Origin of the sequence: Acetobacter sp. UBA5411 (assembly GCF_002409645.1) — a bacterium.
Classification (GTDB): Bacteria; Pseudomonadota; Alphaproteobacteria; order Acetobacterales; family Acetobacteraceae; genus Acetobacter.
Map to the genome: position 1 here is coordinate 24505 of NZ_DHNR01000045.1, position 20921 is coordinate 45425.

Below are 20921 nucleotides of genomic sequence, written 5' to 3' on the forward strand. Positions count from 1 at the left end.
GGTCCGTTAAAGCCGCTTCAACTCGTCCAATCGACAGAAAAGGGCTACCTACGGCTCCTCAATAAAGACCACCCATACCAATATCCCCGCCGGAGGGCTGTTGGGCAGGCGCGGGTGCCGGGGCAGGATTTCCACCTTCCCCACTACTGACCGCACCGCCACCGGAAGCACCGCCCGGAGCCCCACCAGACGACATATCACTTTCGGAATCCGGCAGGTTTTCCGCACCAGTATCCGCAGCCGTCAACTCGCCTGTTCCGGGGGTGCCGGCAGCAAAGCTGGAACTATCACCCGGCACCTGATCGTTTTTGAACGCATCCACTGTTACGCCGCGCCCGGTGTCATAACGCACGAGCGTCACACCCTCAGGCACGGGAAAATCAAGTTTGGGCCGGCCTTCGAGCGCCACCTTCATGATCCGGTTCCAGATCGGTCCTGCGATGGTGCCGCCGGTTTCATTCTTGCCAAGCGACTGCGGCTGATCGAACCCGATCCAGACAACTGTAACCAGATCGGCGGAATATCCCGCGAACCAGGCGTCATTGAAATCCTGACTGGTGCCGGTCTTGCCCGCGATCGGGTTGTCGATCCCCTTGCCTGCCTGCACGCCCGTGCCGCGTTTGATGACGTCCTGCATCATCGTGGTGATCTGGAACGCACTGGCCTCGCTGCTTACAGCCGGGCGTGTGTCCGTCAGCGCGGGCACATCCGCCTGCCCCGTCTCCTGAACCACTGCCGTTGCGGGAGGTTGTGATGAATGTGCAGCATCACCGTCCTGACCGGCATCCGGGAACACGGCGTTCGGTTCATTTCCAGCAGGAGCAGCGCCCTGCGGCTGAGCCGCAGACGACAGGGCCAGACCCTCCGGACGCCAGAGGATATGGCCGTTGCGATCCTGCACGTCATCAATAAGTGTCGGCGTCACCTTGCGCCCGCCATTGGCGATGGAAGCGTAGGCTCCGGCTTCGCGCAGCACCGTCGTTTCCACAGCACCCAGAGCGGCTGGCAGCACATGCGGCATGTTCTGAACCAGACCAATATCCTCGGCGATCTTGGCGACGCTCTTGATACCGATATGTGCGGCGAGACGGATGGTGACGAGGTTGCGGGACTCTCTCAGAGCGTCATGCAGTGTCGTCGCGCCCCAGAAATCCTTTTCATAGTTGTTGGGGTGCCAGCTTCCGTAGGAAACGGCGGAATCATCAAACTTCTGGGACGGGGAAATCCCCTGCTCCATCGCCGTCAGATAGACGAACGGCTTGAAGGACGATCCCGGCTGACGCATCGCCTGTGAGGCCCGGTTGAACTGAGACGATTCAAACGACCAGCCACCCGACATGGCCAGCACGCGTCCCGTGTGGACATCCATCGTCACGACCGCGCCTTCGACACGCGGGATCTGACGGATCGCAACGCGACCACCCTCGGCCTGCGGCTCAACCATCAGCAGATCGCCGGGACGCAGCGCCCGATAGACCCGCATCCAGCCCAGATCTTTCGCCAGCAACGCAGCACGATGAGGCGTGCCGCTCTCAAGCCAGCCGACACTGCCGTTTCCTGAATCCAGCACAACCGCCAGACGCCAGCGATCCAGCATGCCGCTTGGATGCGGCGCGGCAGCCAGTGCTGCGGTCCACGCGCCCTCATCCTGAGCCGTGCTGCGCGTAACGGCATCAAGATGCCCTACGGCACCACGCCAGCCACCGTGCGAACGGTCATAGGTCATGAGCCCGTCCCGCAGCGCCGCCGTGACGGAGGTCTGCAAGGCGGGATCGAAACTTGTATGCACGTCCAGACCACCCTGCATGGTCTGCTGCACGCCATATTTCTCGATCAGTTCACGACGCACTTCCTCGCTGAACCACTCCGATCCGGGAGCTGGTCCAGGGCGTCGGAAGCTTTTCGTAGCGAGCGCTTCCTGTCGGGCCGCTTCGGCAGACTGCGCGTCCAGCCAGCCAAGCTCCTGCATACGATCCAGAATCCAGTTGCGGCGGTTACGCGCCGCATCCGGGAAACGGTAAGGATTGTAGTTAGTCGGAGACTTCGGAAGCGCCGCGAGAAAGGCAGCCTCGGAATCATCAAGCTGATCAAGTGGCTTGTTGAAATAGGCCTGCGACGCCGCGCCAATGCCGTAAGCGCCATCACCGAGATAGATTTCATTGAGATAGATTTCGAGAATCTTCTCTTTGGGCAGCACCTGCTCCACCCGCAGAGCCAGCAGGGCCTCCTTGGCCTTGCGCTCCATGGACAGGGCGTTCGAGCCCAGCAGCATGATTCGGGCGACCTGCTGGGTGATGGTCGAAGCCCCGAGCGGCCGCCGTCCCTTGCCACGAGAAAGATCCGTCAGGCCCGCACGCAGGATGGCGACCGGATCGATCCCTTTATGGGACCAGAACTTCTGGTCTTCGGCAGCCAGAAACGCATTCTTCACGCGATCCGGAATGGCCGAATAGGGCACGAAGACCCGTCGTTCCGCCGCCAGTTCGGCAATGAGCCGGTCATCGCCGGAATACAGACGGCTCATCACCGGCGGCTGGTAGGACCGCAGACCCTCGACGGTCGGAAGGTCTGACACCAGACCGGCATATTTATACCAGACGACTACGCCCGCCGTCGCCGTCCCAAGAAGCAACACGGCCACAGTCGTTCCCAGCAGTTTCCGCCACATGCGGAAACGCGGACGACGCGGTGGACCGCCCCAAAAAGGTGGCTTGGAACCGCCATCGCCCCCGGAGCCGCCGCCGTCAGACCCACCTCCGCCATGACCGCCTTCCAGTCGATCATCGGAAGAAACCCGCAGATCACCGCCATTCCCATCGCCCGAAAGACCTGTCGCCTGCACCACCAGAGCGCCCCATGACCGTGCGATGGAGCCGCCAGGCACACCGCCCCATCCCTCAGAATACTGCGGGAAACCGGCGAGGGCCTGATTTCGGAAGATCGACTGCGAAAAAAGCGGGCGGGATATCATATGCGGGTCTCTATCACCGTCACGGGATGCCGTCGCCCCCGGCATAGCTGGAAAACGGCAGGGATACTGGTTCGGACTTATGGCGGTTTTATGGACAGCCTGACTGGAGACGAGAGCCTCCTCCTCGGCACGCGGGATCAGCTTCCCAGCACGACACGATTAACGGCGTCATGCACACGACCGGAGGAAGGCGAGGTTATGCTGGAGAACCAGTTCACAAGCTGCCCTTCCCGGTTGATCAGGTACTTGAAGAAATTCCAGCGTGGACGGGCGAAAAAGCCGCCTTTATCCGCCAGCCACTGAAACAGTGGCGTGGCTTCAGCACCCTTGACGTGACAGCGGGTCGTCATCGGAAAGCTCACGCCATAATTGCGGGCGCAGAAGGTAGCGATATCCGAGGCGCTTCCCGGTTCCTGCTGGCCGAAGTCGTTGGAGGGAACTCCGATAACGATGAGTTCGTGAGCCATTTCCGACCAGAGCGACTGAAGACCTTCATATTGCGGCGTAAAACCGCATTTCGAGGCCGTGTTGACGATCAGAAGCGGTTTTCCACGCCAGGCCCCGAGATCCACGACACCTCCCTCAAGACCGGGAAGGCTGAAATCATAGGCACAGGACATTTTGCCGCTCTCCGTTGGCTTGATGTGTCTCATTTTCCTGCCCTTGTCTCCGCCGCTTGTCGAGAGGCACGGACAACAGGGAGCGCATAATTCGCACGGACAACCTCCCGCAAGGCGGGAACTTCTGGCAGAGCAAATGTATGGCAGCGCCAGTTCCAGAAGTGGCCGTCAGAGCCCGAACAGGGCGCAACATTGCCTGCGGAAAGAGGCCGGTCAAATGAAATGCTTTCTTCTGGCAACCTCCGGGCTTCACAAACATTCTTGCAGGAGATGAAAAGAGATGAAACAAAGGTGTCTCCTGCAAGCGACAGCAGCCTTAACGGCCTGCCCTCTCTGCCAGTCGGTCTGAAAATGCCCGTTGTCTGTGGGAAACGCCGAATAAGGAGTGCGACCTTGACCCGACAATTTCTGGCCGCGACCATGATGATCACCGTGACCGGCTTTGGTATCGTCCCGGCAAAGGTGGCGCTGGCCGCATCGGTACCCGCCGAAACCACGGACACGGTCGCCCCGAGTGCCGATAGCGCAGACCAGATTGTCTTTCGTATCACGCAGGCCAATCTTGGCCCCGGCTATACGTGGGGCAATGGCGTTCTGCATTTCAAAAACACCGACTACGCCATCCGCGTGGCAGGCGGCGGCGCACCAGCGATCGGCTATTCCAATGCCTGCGTGCAGGGCTCTGTGACCGGACTGGCCAATGTCGAGGACTTCGACAGCACTTTCTGGGCCGTCAATACCGAAGCATCGGCTGGCAGTGGAACCGGAAGCATGGCGCTTCAGAATCACCGGGGAACCGAGTTGCACCTCAGCGTCAAAAGCCATGGCGTGCGTCTGTCCGCTGCGGCCGAACGCCTTCGGTTTCATATTCTCGGTCCAGCCCAGAAGAGCTTCGACAGTCAGCGCTGCTCCTGATCAGGCCGGATAGCCTTTTTCCATGACTGATGCCCCCCTGATTTGGCTTCTCGCAGGAGAAGCCAGCGGAGACGTGCTGGGTTCACGCCTGATGGCCGCCCTGCGGAAGCAAAGACCGGACATCCGCTTTGCGGGGGTCGGCGGTCCGCGCATGACGGAAGCCGGTCTGGTCAGCCTTTTTCCCATGAAGGATCTTGCCGTCATGGGGCTGGTGGAGATTCTTCCCCGCATACGGTCTCTGTCCCGCCGCCTCGACGAGGCTGTGGCCCATATCGAGGCCCTGCGACCCGATCTGGTTGTGACCATCGACAGTCCCGGCTTTTCGCTCCGGCTGCTGCGTAGGATCGCGCCACTGCGTATTCCACGTATTCAGTATGTCGCGCCGCAGGTCTGGGCATGGCGGGAACACCGTGTGAGAAAATTCCCCGGTCTGTGGGAAAAGCTTCTCGTTCTCCTCCCGTTTGAGGAAACCTTCTTTCAGAAGCATGGTCTTGATGCGCACTTCGTCGGCCATCCGGTGCTTCAGTCGGAGGCCGATACTGGAGACGCACAGCGGTTCCGCAGGCAGCATGGTCTGTCGGATTCAGCCCCCGTCCTGATCCTGATGCCCGGTAGCAGACGCTCGGAAGCGCCACGCCTGTTGCCGGTTTTCGGCGCGATGCTGGTGCTTCTCAAAAAGCGAATGCCGGAAATTGTGCCGGTCATTCCGGTTTCTCCGGTCGTCGCGGATACTGTCAGAAAAGCAACGGCCCGCTGGCCAGTGACACCCCTGATCGTGACAGAAACCTCCGAAAAGCACGATGCTTTCGCAGCTGCCAGCGCGGCGCTGACAAAATCGGGAACATCGACGCTGGAACTGGCTCTGGCTGGCGTGCCCATGGCTGTGACCTATCGCGTCAACCCGATCACCGCTGCCATCGCCCGTCGCCTTATCCGTGTTCCCTATGTCGCCATGGTCAATCTTCTGGCGAAAAAGGCGCTTGTGCCGGAGTTGCTGCAGGAAGACTGTCGCGCGGACAAGCTGGCGCAAACGGTCGTGCAGCTCATGACCAATCCGCAGCTTCAGTCTCAGCAGAAAGAAGGGTTTGCGACCCTGCTCACCGGCCTGCACGCGCCGGGGACGGCAACGCCTGCCGATGCGGCTGCCACGGAAATCCTGACACTTCTTCAGGACAATGCAGCCGATCCGGTCTCACTCCATTCTGATGGCAGCTTCCCACCGAAGGCATAGGGCCTCACCTCACCTCTTGTTACAGTAGGTAACTTTCCTGCCTCATTCAGAGAACAGGAAAACTATAAGACTATGACTAGAAACAGCATCAGGAATTTATGATGAAGCGCGTCGCTTTTGCAGGTCTTGCCGTTCTTTCTCTCGCCATTACGGCGCAGGATGTACGCGCCCAGAGCGCTGTCCCGGCGGACCAGCAGTCATTTGGTTCTTCCCTGCTTTCGGGCGTTCGCCAGGCAGGCCAGGACGCTGTCAATCAGAGCGTGACAAACACGCGATCCAATCTGGAAAACCGCGCCAACTCCTACAATCAGAACATTTCCAATCGCGAAAAGGCCCTGACCGACAAGGTCAATGGCTACCGTGACAATGTCAGCAATCGTGAAAAAGCCCTGAATGACCGGGTTAACAACGCCCGCAACAGCGTGAACGACAAGGTCAACGGCTACAGGGACGGCATAACGGAGCGTGAAAAGGCTCTCAACGATCGGGCCAGCAATGCCCGAAACAATGTAAACAATGATCTTAAAGGCTATCGGGACGATGTGAATAACCGCAGGCAGGATCTCGACGATTCCTACAAGGCCAAGAAGTCACAGCTGAAGGCAACGAAAGACGCCACCAAATCGCTTCTCGGCAACTGGTAAACGGCCTTCTGACAGGAGAGATTCAGCTGATTTCTCCTGTCAGCACACTCAGTTTACTTGAGTTTGTTATAGGACACGCCAACAGGGCGATGCACTCTGGCGCTCCGGACCTCAAAATTGACGGTCTTTTCTGATCCACCAAGAAAGTGGAACTGAACAGGGATGCTCATTCCCTGATTGATGGTCTTTCCATCTGCCACCTTGCAGACAAGATGATAACCACCCGGCGGGAAGACCAGCATCTGTTTTGCCGGCAGGGTCAGATGCGTGAAGAGCTGTCGCGTGAGGGTGCCGACCTCCAGATCGGAATGATAGCCGAACATCACCGTGCAGGATGATGATGAAATGCGGTCGATCAGGTAGGACGTGTCCGAGTTGTTTTCCAACTCAAAATAGGCGGCGACATAGTGCTGCCCTTCACCGACATGCTGCATCCACGCGTTTTTTATGACCACATCATCGGCAGCATGCTCCTGCCCAGGCACATCAGCAGCAACGAAGCGAGGCTTGCCGGTTTCGGTCTCCAGTTCATCCTCATGAGGAAGCTGCGTTGAGTCCGCATACCCCGTGGAAGCACACACAAGCATGGAAACGCCGAGCGCACCTGTCAGATAACGTCGCAATACAGCGCTTTTTCCCATAGCCCTGATGCCTTTCCACGAACCATACAGACTTCTCACACCCCACTCCTTTCCGCATGCCCGCGTCATTTTCTTCCGGTTCGCGTCCGCGTGTTTGCGACTCTGCGAAAACTACCCCGGGTTGCGGGTGGGACTCCCGGGTGATTTGACGGTATACCACTGAATTATGAAAAACAGTTCCAGCGCGCCAGTCGCAGGAGCCATGAAAGAGCAGGACAGAGCGCCACCACCTTCTCAAGGTGCTCCAGTCTGCACGGGATCAGGAACAGTAGACGATGCGGTGCCCTTTCTGCAGCGAAGCCGAGACACAGGTGAAGGACAGCCGCCCGGCGGAAGACGGAACATCCATTCGTCGTCGTCGCGCCTGTGCGACCTGCGGGCAGCGTTTCACAACCGTTGAACGTGTCCAGCTCCGTGAACTGACTGTGGTGAAGGCCGATGGACGCCGGGCGCTGTTCGATCGGGAAAAACTCTCCCGCTCCATCAGGATCGCCCTCCGCAAGCGCCCGGTCTCGGAAGAACAGATCGAACAGATGGTCAGCGGCATTGTCCGGCGACTGGAAGCTTCCGGAGAAAGTGAGATTTCCACCACGCGGGTGGGCGAACTCGCCATGGAATCGCTCCACGCGATTGACGCTGTGGGTTATGTCCGTTTTGCCAGCGTGTACAGGGACTTCCGGGAAACCAAGGACTTCTCGGAAATCCTCACCAGCATCGACGACAAACGCAAACAGACGACTAAATAAGACATCAATGCTCCGAAGGGCTGGACCTTGCGCCTCAAAGGCGTCATTTAGCGCCCCCTTGGATAACCATTTGGCAGGAGGCACGATCATGGCCCATTCAGACGACCGACTGAGCCCGGCCATGCGTCCGCGCACCGCCGCCCGTGTCGCCGCCGTTCAGGCTGTCTTCCAGATCGAACAGGGGAATGACACGGCAGACAGTGTCATCATCCAGTTCGTACAGCACCGTTTGGGCACGACACTCGCTGGCGAGACCTTTGACGACGGCTTTATCCCTGAGGCCGATGTGACGCTGTTCACCCGCCTCACCCGTCAGGCGGAAGCCGGCACAGAGCATGTCCATGAACTGCTGGCGGAAGTGCTGCCGCCGACTTGGCCGGTCAAGCGCCTTGATCCGGTGCTCCGATCCCTGTTTGCCGTCGCGATTACCGAGATGGAAGAAAAAGACGCACCGCCGGTCAACGTCATCATCAATGAATATCTTGATGTGGCCCACGGCTTTTTCTCCGGCGATGAACCCAAGCTGGTGAACGGCGTTCTTGATGCTGTCGCCAAGCGTCGTGCTGCTGCGGCACAGGGCACAACCTCCTACGAAGAGCCGCAAGTGACGGCAGAACTGTCGGAGGATGGTCCTGCGGATCACGCTCTGACAGAAGCCGCCGCAGAAACGGACCACTCCCATGACGGACAGGCCTGACCTCACTTCCGCTACGGACAGCTTTCCGCAGACGCTTCCGGACGAATTTTCCTTTATTCGCCGTCATTTCCGTCGCCTCGCCGGAAAGGACGCGCTGGATCTCACTGACGACGCTGCAGTGTTCACGCCATCACCGGGAAAGGAGATGGTGATCGCCGCCGACGCCATGGTCGAAGGCGTGCATTTTCTTCCCGATGATCCGCCGGATACCGTTGGCCGCAAGCTCCTGCGTGCCAACCTTTCCGACATGGCGGCCATGGGCGCCCGTCCTTTTGGATGGCTGTTGACACTCGCCTGCCCCAAGGCAGACAGCCGATACAACGATGCCTGGTTTGAAGCTTTCTCTGACGGGCTGGCGGAGGATCAGGCGCTGTTCGGGGTCTCTCTGCTTGGCGGCGACACGACCTCTACGCGAGGCCCCCTTGTTCTCTCTCTCACCATTCTTGGCGACATTTCACCGGGTCACGCGCTAAGACGCAATGGCGCACAGGAAGGTGACGGACTATGGGTGACAGGCACCATAGGAGACGGAGCGCTGGGCCTTCTGGCGCTTCAGGGCAAGGTTGCTGACCCCACCGGCTGGCTGGCGGAACGCTATCGTCTGCCTCGTCCCCGACTTGGGCTGGACCTGTCGGGCATCGCCCATGCCGCCATGGATGTGTCAGATGGGCTGGTGCAGGATGTCGGACATCTCGCACGCGAGAGTGGATTGGGAGCACGGCTCGATGTCGATAGTGTGCCGCTGTCAGACGCTGCACGGAGCATTGTCACTGACGATGAAGGACTTGCTCTCTGTCTGACCGGAGGCGACGACTATGAATTGTTGCTGGCTGTTCCCGCGGATCGAACGGCCGCTCTGCTGAGTCACTGTCAGGAACGGAACATAGCAGTCACACGCATTGGTGAATTTGTGGGCAACGCGCCGGGTGTGCATGTCGTCTGTCATGATGGTTCACATTTCCCGATACACCGTCAGGGCTGGAGCCACTTCTGATCCGGCTTTCGGTAGTTCTCTGAAAGCGTTTATGGACCGCCGGTCCTGATTTTCACGATACTGATTATTGAATCATGCACGAGGCTCAACGCCCGTCAGATCCCTTTCTATTTAATTCTGAATCAAGAATATACCTTAAGGTGGAAATAAAAAATTATCTATTTAAATATTATACTCGCTTGATCAGATACCTTCGAGGACAAGCAGAATGTTGAAATCTTGGCCCGGTGGCTGGGCGGATGCGAAAGCAACACTGGCAGCGCTCCAACAGTCATTTGCGGTCATCGAATTTGACACCCAAGGCGTTATCCTGAACGCGAACGAGAATTTCTGTCACTCAATGGGATATCGATCCGAGGAAATCGTCGGACGACATCACAGGATTTTTGTCGAACCGGATTATGCCGAAAGCCCGGATTACCGCGCTTTCTGGAACAAGCTTGCCAGCGGTAAATTTGTCACCGGCGAATGTGTGCGTATCGGGAAAAACGGAGAGGAAGTCTGGCTACAAGCGTCCTACTCCCCTGTGCACGATGTCTCCGGCAATGTTTACAAGATCGTAAAACTGGCGTCCGTCATCACCGGGTCCGTCATGGAGGCTGCCGATTCAAAAGGAAAGCTGGATGCGCTTTCCCGGGTGCAGGCCATGATCGAGTTTCTGCCCGACGGCACTATCATGACCGCCAATAAAAATTTTCTGGATACGATTGCATACGATCTTCCCGAAATACAGGGACGCCACCACAGTATGTTCGTTGGGCCTGAGGTGGCGAAGTCTGCCGAATATGCCGCTTTCTGGGACAAGCTGAGAGCCGGTGAATTCGTCTCCTCCGAATGCAAGCGGATCGGCAAGAATGGCAAGGAAATCTGGCTACAGACGTCCTACAACCCGATTTTTGACCGCAAGGGTCGTGTCATCAAGGTCGTCAAATTCGCCACAGACATTACCCGCCGTGTCCACGCGATCAATGAAATCGAGACTGGCCTGAAAAAACTCGCCAATAACACGCTCAATTATCGTCTTACGACCCCCATCGACCCGACATATGAGGGGCTACGGAACGATTTCAATACCGCCATCCAGAACCTTGATCGGACAATTGGCGCAATTTCTTCATCGGTAGAAACTGTTGGCAAGGGGGCGGATGAGATCAGCATGGCGTCCGGAGATCTGGCGCGACGCACAGAAACGCAGGCCGGCAGTCTGGAAGGCACAGCCTCCCGCCTCAACCAGCTGACTGACGCTGTGACACGAAGTGCTCACGGGGCCATGGATGCATCGACCCTCGCCTCCAATGTCCGAACCAATGCCGCTAAATCCGGTGAGGTTGTGAACAATGCAGTCACGGCCATGGAGCAGATCCGGAACACGTCAGAATCAATTTCACAGATCGTTGGCATGATTGATGAAATTGCTTTCCTGACCAACATGCTGTCCCTGAATGCGGCGGTTGAAGCAGCGCGAGCGGGAGAAGCCGGGGTAGGCTTCTCTGTGGTTGCCTCTGAAGTCCGACAGTTGGCGAAACGGTCCGCCGATGCCTCAAAACAGATCCGGGATCTGATCTCCAGTTCCGACGTTCAAGTGCAGCAGGGCGTTGAACTGGTGGGAACGGCGGGCAAGGCCTTGCAGTCGATTGTGAGCGAGATGTCTCACATGGATAATCTGATGTCCGATATTGCCACATGTGCGCAGGAGCAGGCTCAGGGACTGGCCCAGATCAATGATTCTGTAAGCAAACTTGACCATATGACCCAGAAGAATGCCGCGATGGCGACGCAAAGCACAAAAGCGGCTCACGCTCTGGATAGTCAGGCGAAGCGGCTGGAGAAGCTTACCGGACACTTCAAAATCAGTTCTTTCCATGACACTGAAACACGGTCTTTCGCTCCCGTGCTTTGTGACGTTTAGGCTTAAAACCTATTGGTGAGAGCGTCGGGTATCATCATTGCAGGTGATGCCCGACTGTTTTTTGCCAGATCAGATCGGTTCAGAAGAAATCGGCTACGTCCCCCCTGCTGCCGCATTGAGTGTATAGAAATTTCTTCGCGATCAAGAAACTATCACTTTACAAATCATATAATATTTTCCTGTTTATTTTGAAAATAACTTCAATCGTCAGAAGACAGTAAAATTAGACCCTCCCTCATAGATCACATCTATGAAAGCTATTGACCGTTTATACGTTACGATTCCATTATGATATATGAGAAAAAGGCAATCAGAGGCGGTGTTCGGATAAGAGACCCCAATGGACTGTCGAGAAATCATCAAAGCAAAAATCACTATCCCTAGTCTCGTTGGGCTATGGACGCGAAGCCTTATTGAATGGGGCGACGGACGGCGTGACGAGAGCACAAAGGTCTTCTGGTTGCAGGGGAAAAACCATTTTATTGACCTGCGCCAGCCTGCCTCCCTGCCCCGTTTTCCTGACAGAAAATGTCGTGACGATCTGACGCATCAGGACTGCCTCGCCCTGTCCCGTCAGGAAGGTTTTGCAGGTCATCTTCAAACACATGGCGACGCTTACGAGTGGATCCGCATGATCGACTATCAACCCGCTCAGAGTATCGCCGATGCTGGCTTTCTGCATTGGCAGAATACGACATTGATAGAGAAAGGCAGAGACTTACCCTATACCGAGTATTGGCACCGCGAAAAAGGCTTCACCTCGTCAATCCCGCTACATCTTCAGCTTGAAGATCCGGCAAACGGTTGTCGGGCTGCCTTTCTCATGGTCGGGCGTGACTTCATGTTCACCAGAGAGCGATCTCTTTCTGTGCCAACAGACATGACGCTGCACGAAGCTGTCAGTCAGGCTTCGAACGAAGAACATGCCCGCCAACTGGTCGATTGTGAAATCTCCTTCGGCAAAATCGCTGAGGCCGGTGGGCCGCTCATCATCCACAACTCAACGCTGCCCTGGAAAACAGGGACATCATTCCAGTTTGATCTGTCAGGCGAAACCATCGTCACAATTCCCGATATCGCGCCGAATGGAAAAAATCTGACACGCAGGTGGCATCGGGTACACACAGAAGGAAACTACTGATGAACAGTACTTTCACGACGATACCTGTCATTGATATTTCAGGGCTGTCCGGCACTCCCGAACAGAAGCGGACTGTCGTCGAAAATCTCGGTGATGCTGCACGACATGTCGGTTTCATGTACATCACCGGTCACGGCATGGATCCTTCCCTGTTCTCCAACATGCTGCGTGAGACGAAAGCTTTCTTCGACCTCCCCATTGAAGAAAAAATAGCTCTTTATATCGGCAAATCTTCTAATCATCGTGGGTATGTCCCACAAGGAGAGGAAGTTTTCTCAAGTGGAAGCAAAGATCTCAAGGAAGCCTTCGACCTGTCGCTGGACCTCCCTTCTGACGATCCTGATTACCTCGCAGGCAATCCTCTGCTTGGTCCCAATCAATGGCCACCCATTCCAGAATTCCGTGAGATCATAACAGCTTACTACAACAGCGTTTTCAACGTAGGTCGCCGCCTGATATCAGCGTTTGCTCTGGCGTTGGGACTGAATGCTGATGCGTTTGAGTCGAGCCTGACCAGACCTCCCAGCCAGTTGCGGCTGATCCATTACCCTTATGATCCGACAGCGCATGATGTGGCCGGCATTGGTGCGCATACCGATTTTGAATGTTTTACCTTATTGCGCGCCACCGCGCCCGGGCTGGAAGTCATGAACGGTCAGGGAGAATGGATTGATGCGCCCCCGATCGAAAATGCCTTTATCGTCAATATTGGTGATATGCTTGAGCTACTCAGTGGAGGAGAGTTCATCGCAACATCGCATCGCGTTCGTAAAGTAAAAGAAGAACGCTATTCTTTCCCTCTGTTTTTCTCTCTGGACTATGATGTACGGGTGCAGCCACTTCCCGGACGGGAAAATCCCGCTCTCCCGACACAGAGTCTTGTGGCTGGCGAGCATCTTTTTGCCCAGACAGCGCAGATATTTACCTATCTGAAACAACGCCTTGCGGATGGAACGCTGGTTTTGCCAGACGCATCGCTGGCACTGTCCTCTTTTGGACAGGAAGCACGTCATCCCAATACGTAGTTCCATAACTTTTCTGTAGATAAAATTCTTTTTCAAATCGGAACGGGATGAAGGTGAAAACACAAAACGCTGTCTCTCCCACAGAACAGATGCTCAAGGCTTTCATCCGTAAAGTTGACTGGAATCTCTGCCGGGATTTCCTGGCTATTGTTGAATATGGCGGTATAGGTGCTGCCGCACGGGCAACCGGACGCCAGCAACCCAGTCTGAGCGCCTCACTCAAACGATTTGAAAATCATATCGGCTTCACGCTCTGCTCCCGATCAAGCCGGGGGATAGAACTGACACCCTCAGGAAAGGCCGTTTTTGAGCTGTGCAGGGAAATGTCCAGTTGTGTCATGGCCATTCCTCAACATGCAGCCGCAGCCGCCGGGTGTGTTGAAGGAACTTTACGACTCAGCATGGTCGCCGATCTTGGAATTCGTGCTGTCGATGATGCGATCATCATGTTTCATGAAATCTATCCGTCGGTTTCCCTGCACATCGACGTGGCACCATGGCGGGACACCATTGAAGCTGTTGTGAGAGGCGATGCGGATATTGGCATAAGCTGTGACAATGCGCCCCGGGACACACTCCGATATGTCCCGATTGGACGAGAAGAGCAGCAGCTTTACTGCCATGCCTCTTCCCGCATTTTTCAGGAACTGAAATCCTGTTCACCCGACACCACTCAGTACAAGCCGCATATTTTCTCAAAATACAATTTTGTTCTGACGGGCAATGATGAGCCGCAGGAGCTTTTCTCATTCCGCAAACGTCATGGGCTGGGCCGCCATATCGGTGGACAGGCTGACACACTGAGCGAGGCCCGACGACTGATCCGCCTTGGGGTGGGGATTGGTTTTCTGCCAACGGATTTTGCGGCCGGGGATGTCCAGAACGGGCAACTGGTTCCGCTTCTGCCCGAGACTATTCTCCCGCGCTACCCGATCTACATGATCACCCGTGCGGAAACCCCCGACGGCACGGCGGCATCCCTGATCGTGAACGTCATCATTTCAAGAACAGCAGGAAAGGAGATGCAGAAAAGCCTCTGACACACTGTTGTCCGTTCTTGCCACAAACTCCCTCGCCTCCGACAAAAGGAACTCTCATGACACTACGATCAGGACTTAAACGCCTCGCTTTCGTCCTCGGCCTGTCTCTTGCCACATTGGGTTCCGCGCGGGCCGCTCCCCTGCAGGTCGGTTTCAGTGACTGGCCCGGCTTCGTGGCCTGGCAGATTGCCATCGAGAAAAACTGGTTCAGGGAAGCCGGCGTCGACGTCAATTTCCAGTGGTTCGACTACAGCGCCTCACTGGATGCCTACGCAGCCGGCAAACTTGATGCCATAGCGGCGACCAATGGCGATGTTCTCGTAACAGGCGCATCCGGTCGCAAAAGCATCATTGTCATGGCCAATGACTATTCCGACGGCAACGACATGATCATCGCTGTTCCCGGCATCAACTCCCTCACCGAACTGAAGGGCAAAAAGATTGCTGTGGAAACCGGGCTAGTCGATCATCTCATGCTTCTGACGGCTCTCAAACAGGTCGGGCTATCAGAAAAAGACGTGACACTGGTGAACACCAAGACCAACGAGACCCCGCAGGTTCTGGCGTCTGGCGCGGTAGCGGCCATTGCCGCCTGGCAGCCCAGTTCCGGTCAGGCTCTTCGGGAAGTGCCGGGTTCCAGACCACTCTTCACCTCGCGTGAAGCGCCGGGGCTTATCTATGACATTCTGGCTATCAGTCCGGAAAGTCTGAAAGAGCACAGAGAAGAATGGAAACGGCTGATTTCAGTATGGGAGCGTGTCGTGGCCTACATCAAGGACCCGAAAACACGTGACGACGCCGTCAAGATCATGTCTGCCCGTGTCGGCCTTCCTCCTGCAAGCTATACAAAACTTCTCAAGGGCACTCATCTGCTGACCATTGAAGACAACCGCGAGATCTACAAGCGGACCGAGGGGCTTTCCTCCCTTCTCGGCTCCACCCGCAATGCCGACGCTTTCAATGTCCGTTATGATGTCTACAAAACACCGCAGAATCTTCCAGCCTACCTTGATGCAAGCCTGATCCAGCCTTAACGGCCTTTTTCAGTCCGGCCTGTGCTCAGGATGCCTGAGCCAGCCGGACCATTCTGCCCTGAGCGCAGAGCACATGATGCCCTTCCGGCATTGACAGCCGTCCTCATCGGTTCAGGATCGGAGACAGACGACAACGCTTTTCTGTCGAGAGGATATACGTCATGAGTTCAACCATTACCCTGACCGCTGCTGACGGCCATGAGTTTTCAGCCTGGCAGGCCGGAGCGCAGGACGCGCCCTATGCGCTGATTGTCGTGCAGGAAATTTTCGGCGTGAACCATAATATCCGGCATGTGGCCGACGAATTTGCCGCAGCCGGATTTTCGGTGCTCGCGCCGGCTGTTTTCGACCGTGCGCAACGGAACGTGGAGTTGGGATACAGTTCCGAAGACGTTCAGGAAGGACTGCGGCTGCGAAGTGAAATTCCGCTGACCGATACGCTGGCCGACCTTGAGGCCTGTGTGAAACATTTCAGACATCATTTGCCCCACCGCAAGGTCGGCATCATCGGCTATTGCTGGGGCGGCACGCTGGCATGGGATGCTGCGACCCACACGCACGATCTGGGAGCGGCTGTCAGCTGGTACGGTGGAGGCATTGCGGCGCACAAGGACGCGACGCCTCACTGCCCCGTGCAGCTGCATTTCGGTGTGGAAGACACGTCAATTCCGCATCAGGACGTAAAAACCATCCGGGAGACGCATCCGGAGGTCGAGATATACGTTTACGATGATGCAGGACATGGTTTTGGGAACAGGGACCGCTCCAGCTTCAATGCCGAGGCCAATCGTCTGGCGTGGGAACGCAGCGTCGAATTTCTGAAAGCAAATCTGCATACATAAGTGGCCGTATGGCCGCGCAATCCGCATGGAGGACAAGCTCATGCAAGGAATGACACCGGATTTTCAGAAACGACAGATGCCAGCCGCCAGTCTGATCATAGCGGCGAGTGTCGCTGCGGCAGGCCTGCTAGTCACGCTCGTCAGTAAGGCGATGGGAAACAGGAAGGCCACTTCCACACCGCCATCTAATACCCCGGCACCGGCAGCGCCTCCGACGGCAACACCAAAACCGGCGGCGTGATCAGGGCTTTGAAAAGCCTGTTATGAAAGTAAGGGAGAGGTGATGCTCGCCTCTCCCATTCTTCTACTCAGTAAACCTCGGGCACGATCAGCGATTCAGGTGTGGGCTGACGCTCATAATCCGGGTGGTATGTGCGCGGCGGCAACTGCGCCAGCGGACGTTCCACTGCTTCGTAAGGCACCTGCGAAAGCAGATGATTGATGCAATTCAGACGTGCCTTTTTCTTGTCCACTGCCTGCACGACCCACCAGGGCGCTTCTTCAATGCTTGAGCGCTCAAGCATTTCTTCCTTGGCGCGGGTATAGTCTTCCCACCGGATGCGGCTCTGCAGGTCCATCGGGCTGAGTTTCCACTGCTTCAATGGATCCTCAATACGAGCGCGGAAACGGCGTTCCTGCTCATCATCCGTGATAGAAAACCAGTATTTCACAAGTTTGATGCCGCTTCTGACCAGCATGCGCTCAAACTCGGGGACGGAGCGGAAGAATTCTTCATACTGCTCGTCGGTGCAGAATCCCATGACGCGCTCAACGCCCGCCCGATTATACCAGCTACGATCAAAGAGAACGATTTCACCGGCGGAAGGCAGGTGGCTGACATAACGCTGGAAATACCACTGCGTGCGCTCACGCTCCGTAGGTGCTGACAAAGCGGCTACCCGGCAGATACGCGGATTCAGGCGCTGGGTAATGCGTTTGATCGCGCCTCCCTTACCTGCCGAATCACGTCCTTCGAACAGCACGACAAGGCGATAGCCGGTTTCCTGCACCCAGTCCTGCAATTTGACGAGTTCACCCTGCATACGCAGAAGTTCACGGAAATAGGTCCGGCGGAAAGAACCGCCTTCTACAGCCTCACCCTCAAAACGTCGGTCATCGAGTTCAAGCTCGAATTCTTCGTCAATATCGTCGAGAATTTCCTCGCGGGTGCGAAGCCGTTCTTCCACCGCAGACAAGGCTGCCCGTTCTTCGCTCACCACATTCTCTCCCATCATGACCTCGGATATCGTGACTGTTATCCGGAAAATTTCGTGCTCTCGATGTGGCAGAAATTCTGTAACTGGTCATGATATATTGAGCGGATATCAGGAGATTTCATATAAAATACACAAATAATCAGAAACTCGTCGTCATATTGAGACCAAACACCGCTGCGTCGCCCACACGTCGGCCGGTCGATGTATTGAGTATCCCACCGCCAACGTGATGGACATATTGAAAATCAGGCTGCACCACGACGCCATTCCAGACGGGCGCCTGCCAGGTCAGTTCGATATGATGTTCCGTACGTAAAGGAAGAACGTCATCTGCACCGCTTTGCAGACTGTCACGATTGAAACTCCAGGCTCGACTGCCCGCAGTACTCATCCCCCATCCCAGTCCCAGCACGTCATTTGCACGCCAAGGTACGATGCCGTGGAATGTAAAACCGGCCTGCACGCCGAAAGACAGGCTGTTCTGCTTCCCGCCTGTTCCCATGATCCGCGCAAAAACACTTGCCGCCTTCGGATCGTCGCCGTCAGGATTCCAGAACGTCTGATCGACAATGCCGTAAATCATCCAGTTGCCGTGATGCATCAGGGGCTGACCGTTTGAATCGCTCGCCGCCAGAAGATGTCCCTGCGTATCGTAACGACGATCGGGAAAGGCACCGCTGTCGTAGAAGCCGCCTAGTTTCCACACGCCCGGCAGCGCACCGGACGGCGCATCACTCAACATGGCGGCATCAACAGAAACATCAACCTCCGCCATCGCAAGAACACCGGTCGAGAGACTGAATCGTGTGCCGGTGGGATTCATGTCCAGCACGGAACGCTCACTGAAAAATGCTCCTCCTGTCGGATTGTCGTCCATGACACCGACAAGAATACTGACCGGATAGGTCGGAATAATTCTGGCGCGGATACCCGGAACCGAGAGCGGCCAGGATGGTCCTCCGCCATACAGATTGGCCGACGGCACACCCGGCCAGCCAAAATCCGCGTTCAGAAAGAGTGACGCGTTGTCACTGACAAGAAATTCCGTGTCCGGATCTATGGCCCCCAAACGGATGTCGAGCCTGTTGTTCCAGAAGCCCTGACCATACCAGAGCTCGAACAGGCGGGTATTCCGACCACCGGCATCGTAGCCACTCAGCGTGTTGATCGCCCCGACACGATCTTCCGTCGCCGAACGTCCCCGCAACTGGATGGCGCTTATATTGAACAACCCGTCATGCCAGCCGAACAAGGGAGCCGTATCGAGGTTGAGGGTGACAATCGTCGCCCCATCATAGGTCGCGCCACGTGACATCCCACCGGACGCAACGCCCCACAATTCCTCGACATCCTGAAGGTTGATACGAACGCCATGCGCTCTGAGGCGCGAGCGGACACCATACGGATCACCAAGGAGAGTGGTATCCCATCCCTGCGGGATGTTGTCGGGAGCCGTACTTGGAAAGGGAAGTGGCACACCGGAAGGAAGAACGTCGGTGACCGGAGGATTATCCGCTGCCTGTGCCGGAGCCGCCATCGGGAGGAGTCCTCCCAGAATGACGGCGCCGATGAGACGGGACAGAACGTCCCGCTTCATACCAATCAGAAAACCTGACGCAGCAGGATGTAAAGCACGCCACTGATCAGCATGGCCGCCGGCAGGGTGATGACCCATGCAAGAGCCATTGTTCTGAGAGTGGACCACTGAAGACCTGAACCATTGGCTGCCATCGTTCCGGCGACACCCCCGGAAAGAATGTGAGTTGTGGACACTGGCATACCATACCCTTCGGCAAGGCCAATCGTGCCCATGGCCACGATTTCGGCAGCAGCACCCTGCGCATAGGTCAGATGTGTCTTGCCTATCTTCTCACCAACCGTGATGACAATACGCTTCCAGCCCACCATGGTTCCAAGACCGAGCGCCACGGCGACGGCAATCTTCACCCAGATCGGGATGAAGCGCGTGCCTTCGTTCAGCGCGGCCATGAATTTCTTGAGGCGGCCATTCTCATCTGTGGTGAACGTATCGCCACCCTTCATAGTGCGGATGGCGTCGGAGGTCAGATACATGTCCGTACGGACGTTGGAGACAGAAGCGGACGGCATGCTGCGCAGCGAACCGTAGCTTTTCACAGCATTGGAAACGGAGTCGGACAGAACGGCCAGAGCGGACCAGACCTGCGGGCCTGTGACATTGCGGCTGCTCAGAGCGTCACTCACGATATGACGCGCCTGCTCAATGTCCGGAGCCGATGAGCCCGGAGCGGCATGAGCACGGAAAGCCTCGGCGGCATAATCGGCGGACTGCACGAAGCCCGGTGTCATGCCGTCAGGCATGGCGCGGTTGAGCGCATAAGCCGTAGGCGCTGCACCGATGAGGATCAGCATGATCAGGCCCATGCCTTTCTGACCATCGTTGCCACCATGGAAGAAGGACACGCCGGTGCAGGTGCCGATCAGCAGGCCACGAATCCACCATGGCGGCGGCTGATCACCTTTGGGGGCTTCGTAGAGTTTGCGGTTGCGGATGACGACTTTCATCAGGATCAGCAACGCGGCCGACAGCGCGAAACCGCAGATCGGGCTGAACAGCAGGGACTTGAACACTTTGGTGACCTGCACCCAGTCCACACCCTGCGTGGCGATGCCGTGCGGGGCCATGAGCTGGTTGGCGATGCCGACGCCCATGATGGAGCCGATCAGGGCATGGGAGGAGGAATTGGGAATACCCATCGCCCATGTCGCCAGATTCCAGATGATCGCAGCGAGCAGAAGCGCGAAGATCATGGCGTGACCAGCACCGCTTCCGACCTGAAGGATCAGTTCGACAGGAAGCAGGGAGACGATGCTGTAGGCGACCGCGCCAGAGGAGACGAGAACACCGAGCAGGTTCCACATGCCGGACCAGACAACGGCGACCAGAGGCGGCAGGCTGTTGGTGTAAATGACCGTGGCCACGGCGTTGGCCGTGTCATGGAAGCCGTTGACGAATTCAAACCCGAGCGCGATGAGAAGAGCGAGGCCCAGAAGCACGAACGCTCCTATGGCCACGCCCTGACCGTCTGCGGCATGAAGGTCTGAGAGAACGCTGTACCCCACGAACCCCAGGGCAATGAAAACGATGCCCAGAAAGAACATCCGGAAAGCGGGGTGTTCCCCGCCCCGCATATCCGGCCGCCCAGTGGGGATGGCGTCGGCTGTTGTGTCTGACATGTATTTACCACTCAGTAAGAAAAACTGGTGCCCTTCTA

The 20921-nt window shown here is 56.7% G+C and carries 19 protein-coding genes; 13 read left to right on the forward strand and 6 right to left on the reverse strand.

Annotation, left to right across the window (positions count from 1 at the left end; all coding sequences use genetic code 11):
* Nucleotides 1-58 precede the first annotated feature (58 nt).
* Together B3759_RS16735 and B3759_RS16740 are read right to left on the reverse strand one after the other, a co-directional pair.
* Complete coding sequence (locus B3759_RS16735) at nt 59-2971, reverse strand: penicillin-binding protein 1A (RefSeq protein ID WP_291367776.1); 2913 nt, start codon at nt 2969-2971, stop codon at nt 59-61.
* A gap of 137 nt (nt 2972-3108) precedes the next feature.
* Nucleotides 3109-3591: a glutathione peroxidase gene (locus B3759_RS16740; protein WP_291367778.1), complete on the reverse strand. Its 483-nt coding sequence runs from the start codon at nt 3589-3591 to the stop codon at nt 3109-3111.
* A 393-nt stretch (nt 3592-3984) separates the two neighbouring features.
* On the opposite strand from B3759_RS16740, the gene B3759_RS16745 reads away from it, so the two are divergent.
* From B3759_RS16745 to B3759_RS16755, 3 genes are all read left to right on the forward strand, one after another.
* Complete coding sequence (locus tag B3759_RS16745; protein WP_291367780.1) at nt 3985-4506, forward strand: hypothetical protein; 522 nt, start codon at nt 3985-3987, stop codon at nt 4504-4506.
* 22 nt (nt 4507-4528) lie between these two features.
* On the forward strand, nt 4529-5737 hold the full coding sequence (lpxB, locus tag B3759_RS16750; RefSeq protein ID WP_291367782.1) for a lipid-A-disaccharide synthase: 1209 nt from the start codon (nt 4529-4531) through the stop codon (nt 5735-5737).
* Nucleotides 5738-5835: 98 nt separating this feature from the next.
* Complete coding sequence (locus B3759_RS16755) at nt 5836-6381, forward strand: hypothetical protein (RefSeq protein ID WP_291367784.1); 546 nt, start codon at nt 5836-5838, stop codon at nt 6379-6381.
* A 53-nt stretch (nt 6382-6434) separates the two neighbouring features.
* On the opposite strand, the gene B3759_RS16760 is transcribed toward B3759_RS16755, so the two are convergent.
* Nucleotides 6435-7091: a copper chaperone PCu(A)C gene (locus B3759_RS16760; protein WP_291367786.1), complete on the reverse strand. Its 657-nt coding sequence runs from the start codon at nt 7089-7091 to the stop codon at nt 6435-6437.
* 206 nt (nt 7092-7297) lie between these two features.
* Between B3759_RS16760 and nrdR the strand changes: the two genes are divergently transcribed.
* The 10 genes from nrdR (at nt 7298) to B3759_RS16810 (ending at nt 16691) form a co-directional block, all read left to right on the forward strand.
* Nucleotides 7298-7768, forward strand: a complete 471-nt coding sequence (nrdR, locus tag B3759_RS16765) for a transcriptional regulator NrdR (protein ID WP_291367789.1) — start codon at nt 7298-7300, stop codon at nt 7766-7768.
* 88 nt (nt 7769-7856) lie between these two features.
* A complete protein-coding gene (nusB, locus tag B3759_RS16770; protein WP_291367791.1) occupies nt 7857-8465 on the forward strand; it encodes a transcription antitermination factor NusB in 609 nt (202 codons plus the stop codon).
* Nucleotides 8449-9459: a thiamine-phosphate kinase gene (gene thiL, locus B3759_RS16775; RefSeq protein WP_291367792.1), complete on the forward strand. Its 1011-nt coding sequence runs from the start codon at nt 8449-8451 to the stop codon at nt 9457-9459. The genes nusB and thiL overlap by 17 nt, the downstream gene beginning before the upstream one ends.
* Nucleotides 9460-9667: 208 nt before the next feature.
* Nucleotides 9668-11368: a methyl-accepting chemotaxis protein gene (locus tag B3759_RS16780; protein ID WP_291367795.1), complete on the forward strand. Its 1701-nt coding sequence runs from the start codon at nt 9668-9670 to the stop codon at nt 11366-11368.
* 340 nt (nt 11369-11708) lie between these two features.
* Complete coding sequence (locus tag B3759_RS16785; RefSeq protein WP_291367797.1) at nt 11709-12509, forward strand: hypothetical protein; 801 nt, start codon at nt 11709-11711, stop codon at nt 12507-12509.
* A complete protein-coding gene (locus B3759_RS16790) occupies nt 12509-13534 on the forward strand; it encodes an isopenicillin N synthase family dioxygenase (RefSeq protein WP_291367799.1) in 1026 nt (341 codons plus the stop codon). The genes B3759_RS16785 and B3759_RS16790 overlap by 1 nt, the downstream gene beginning before the upstream one ends.
* A gap of 53 nt (nt 13535-13587) precedes the next feature.
* Nucleotides 13588-14574: a LysR family transcriptional regulator gene (locus tag B3759_RS16795; protein ID WP_291367801.1), complete on the forward strand. Its 987-nt coding sequence runs from the start codon at nt 13588-13590 to the stop codon at nt 14572-14574.
* 56 nt (nt 14575-14630) lie between these two features.
* Nucleotides 14631-15608 carry an ABC transporter substrate-binding protein gene (locus B3759_RS16800; RefSeq protein WP_291367803.1) on the forward strand — a complete coding sequence of 326 codons (978 nt, stop codon included), beginning with the start codon at nt 14631-14633 and terminating at the stop codon, nt 15606-15608.
* A 161-nt stretch (nt 15609-15769) separates the two neighbouring features.
* Nucleotides 15770-16450, forward strand: a complete 681-nt coding sequence (locus B3759_RS16805) for a dienelactone hydrolase family protein (protein ID WP_291367805.1) — start codon at nt 15770-15772, stop codon at nt 16448-16450.
* A gap of 40 nt (nt 16451-16490) precedes the next feature.
* Nucleotides 16491-16691: a hypothetical protein gene (locus B3759_RS16810; RefSeq protein ID WP_291367807.1), complete on the forward strand. Its 201-nt coding sequence runs from the start codon at nt 16491-16493 to the stop codon at nt 16689-16691.
* A gap of 67 nt (nt 16692-16758) precedes the next feature.
* On the opposite strand, the gene ppk2 is transcribed toward B3759_RS16810, so the two are convergent.
* From ppk2 to B3759_RS16825, 3 genes are all read right to left on the reverse strand, one after another.
* Nucleotides 16759-17682, reverse strand: coding sequence for a polyphosphate kinase 2 (gene ppk2 / locus B3759_RS16815; protein WP_291367815.1), 924 nt, complete (start codon nt 17680-17682; stop codon nt 16759-16761).
* A gap of 124 nt (nt 17683-17806) precedes the next feature.
* Nucleotides 17807-19264 carry a carbohydrate porin gene (locus B3759_RS16820; RefSeq protein WP_291367809.1) on the reverse strand — a complete coding sequence of 486 codons (1458 nt, stop codon included), beginning with the start codon at nt 19262-19264 and terminating at the stop codon, nt 17807-17809.
* A gap of 5 nt (nt 19265-19269) precedes the next feature.
* Nucleotides 19270-20883: an inorganic phosphate transporter gene (locus B3759_RS16825; RefSeq protein ID WP_291367817.1), complete on the reverse strand. Its 1614-nt coding sequence runs from the start codon at nt 20881-20883 to the stop codon at nt 19270-19272.
* Nucleotides 20884-20921: the final 38 nt, after the last annotated feature.

Bases quoted from the DNA above. Each gene is read 5' to 3' on its own strand.
- thiL (WP_291367792.1), top strand. From the start codon at position 8,449: ATGACGGACAGGCCTGACCTCACTTCCGCTACGGACAGCTTTCCGCAG.
- B3759_RS16825 (WP_291367817.1), bottom strand. From the start codon at position 20,883: ATGTCAGACACAACAGCCGACGCCATCCCCACTGGGCGGCCGGATATG.
- B3759_RS16755 (WP_291367784.1), top strand. From the start codon at position 5,836: ATGATGAAGCGCGTCGCTTTTGCAGGTCTTGCCGTTCTTTCTCTCGCC.
- B3759_RS16735 (WP_291367776.1), bottom strand. From the start codon at position 2,971: ATGATATCCCGCCCGCTTTTTTCGCAGTCGATCTTCCGAAATCAGGCC.
- B3759_RS16820 (WP_291367809.1), bottom strand. From the start codon at position 19,264: ATGAAGCGGGACGTTCTGTCCCGTCTCATCGGCGCCGTCATTCTGGGA.
- B3759_RS16800 (WP_291367803.1), top strand. From the start codon at position 14,631: ATGACACTACGATCAGGACTTAAACGCCTCGCTTTCGTCCTCGGCCTG.
- B3759_RS16790 (WP_291367799.1), top strand. From the start codon at position 12,509: ATGAACAGTACTTTCACGACGATACCTGTCATTGATATTTCAGGGCTG.
- B3759_RS16805 (WP_291367805.1), top strand. From the start codon at position 15,770: ATGAGTTCAACCATTACCCTGACCGCTGCTGACGGCCATGAGTTTTCA.
- B3759_RS16740 (WP_291367778.1), bottom strand. From the start codon at position 3,591: ATGTCCTGTGCCTATGATTTCAGCCTTCCCGGTCTTGAGGGAGGTGTC.
- B3759_RS16760 (WP_291367786.1), bottom strand. From the start codon at position 7,091: ATGACGCGGGCATGCGGAAAGGAGTGGGGTGTGAGAAGTCTGTATGGT.
- B3759_RS16810 (WP_291367807.1), top strand. From the start codon at position 16,491: ATGCAAGGAATGACACCGGATTTTCAGAAACGACAGATGCCAGCCGCC.
- lpxB (WP_291367782.1), top strand. From the start codon at position 4,529: ATGACTGATGCCCCCCTGATTTGGCTTCTCGCAGGAGAAGCCAGCGGA.
- B3759_RS16780 (WP_291367795.1), top strand. From the start codon at position 9,668: ATGTTGAAATCTTGGCCCGGTGGCTGGGCGGATGCGAAAGCAACACTG.
- nusB (WP_291367791.1), top strand. From the start codon at position 7,857: ATGGCCCATTCAGACGACCGACTGAGCCCGGCCATGCGTCCGCGCACC.
- ppk2 (WP_291367815.1), bottom strand. From the start codon at position 17,682: ATGGGAGAGAATGTGGTGAGCGAAGAACGGGCAGCCTTGTCTGCGGTG.
- nrdR (WP_291367789.1), top strand. From the start codon at position 7,298: ATGCGGTGCCCTTTCTGCAGCGAAGCCGAGACACAGGTGAAGGACAGC.
- B3759_RS16785 (WP_291367797.1), top strand. From the start codon at position 11,709: ATGGACTGTCGAGAAATCATCAAAGCAAAAATCACTATCCCTAGTCTC.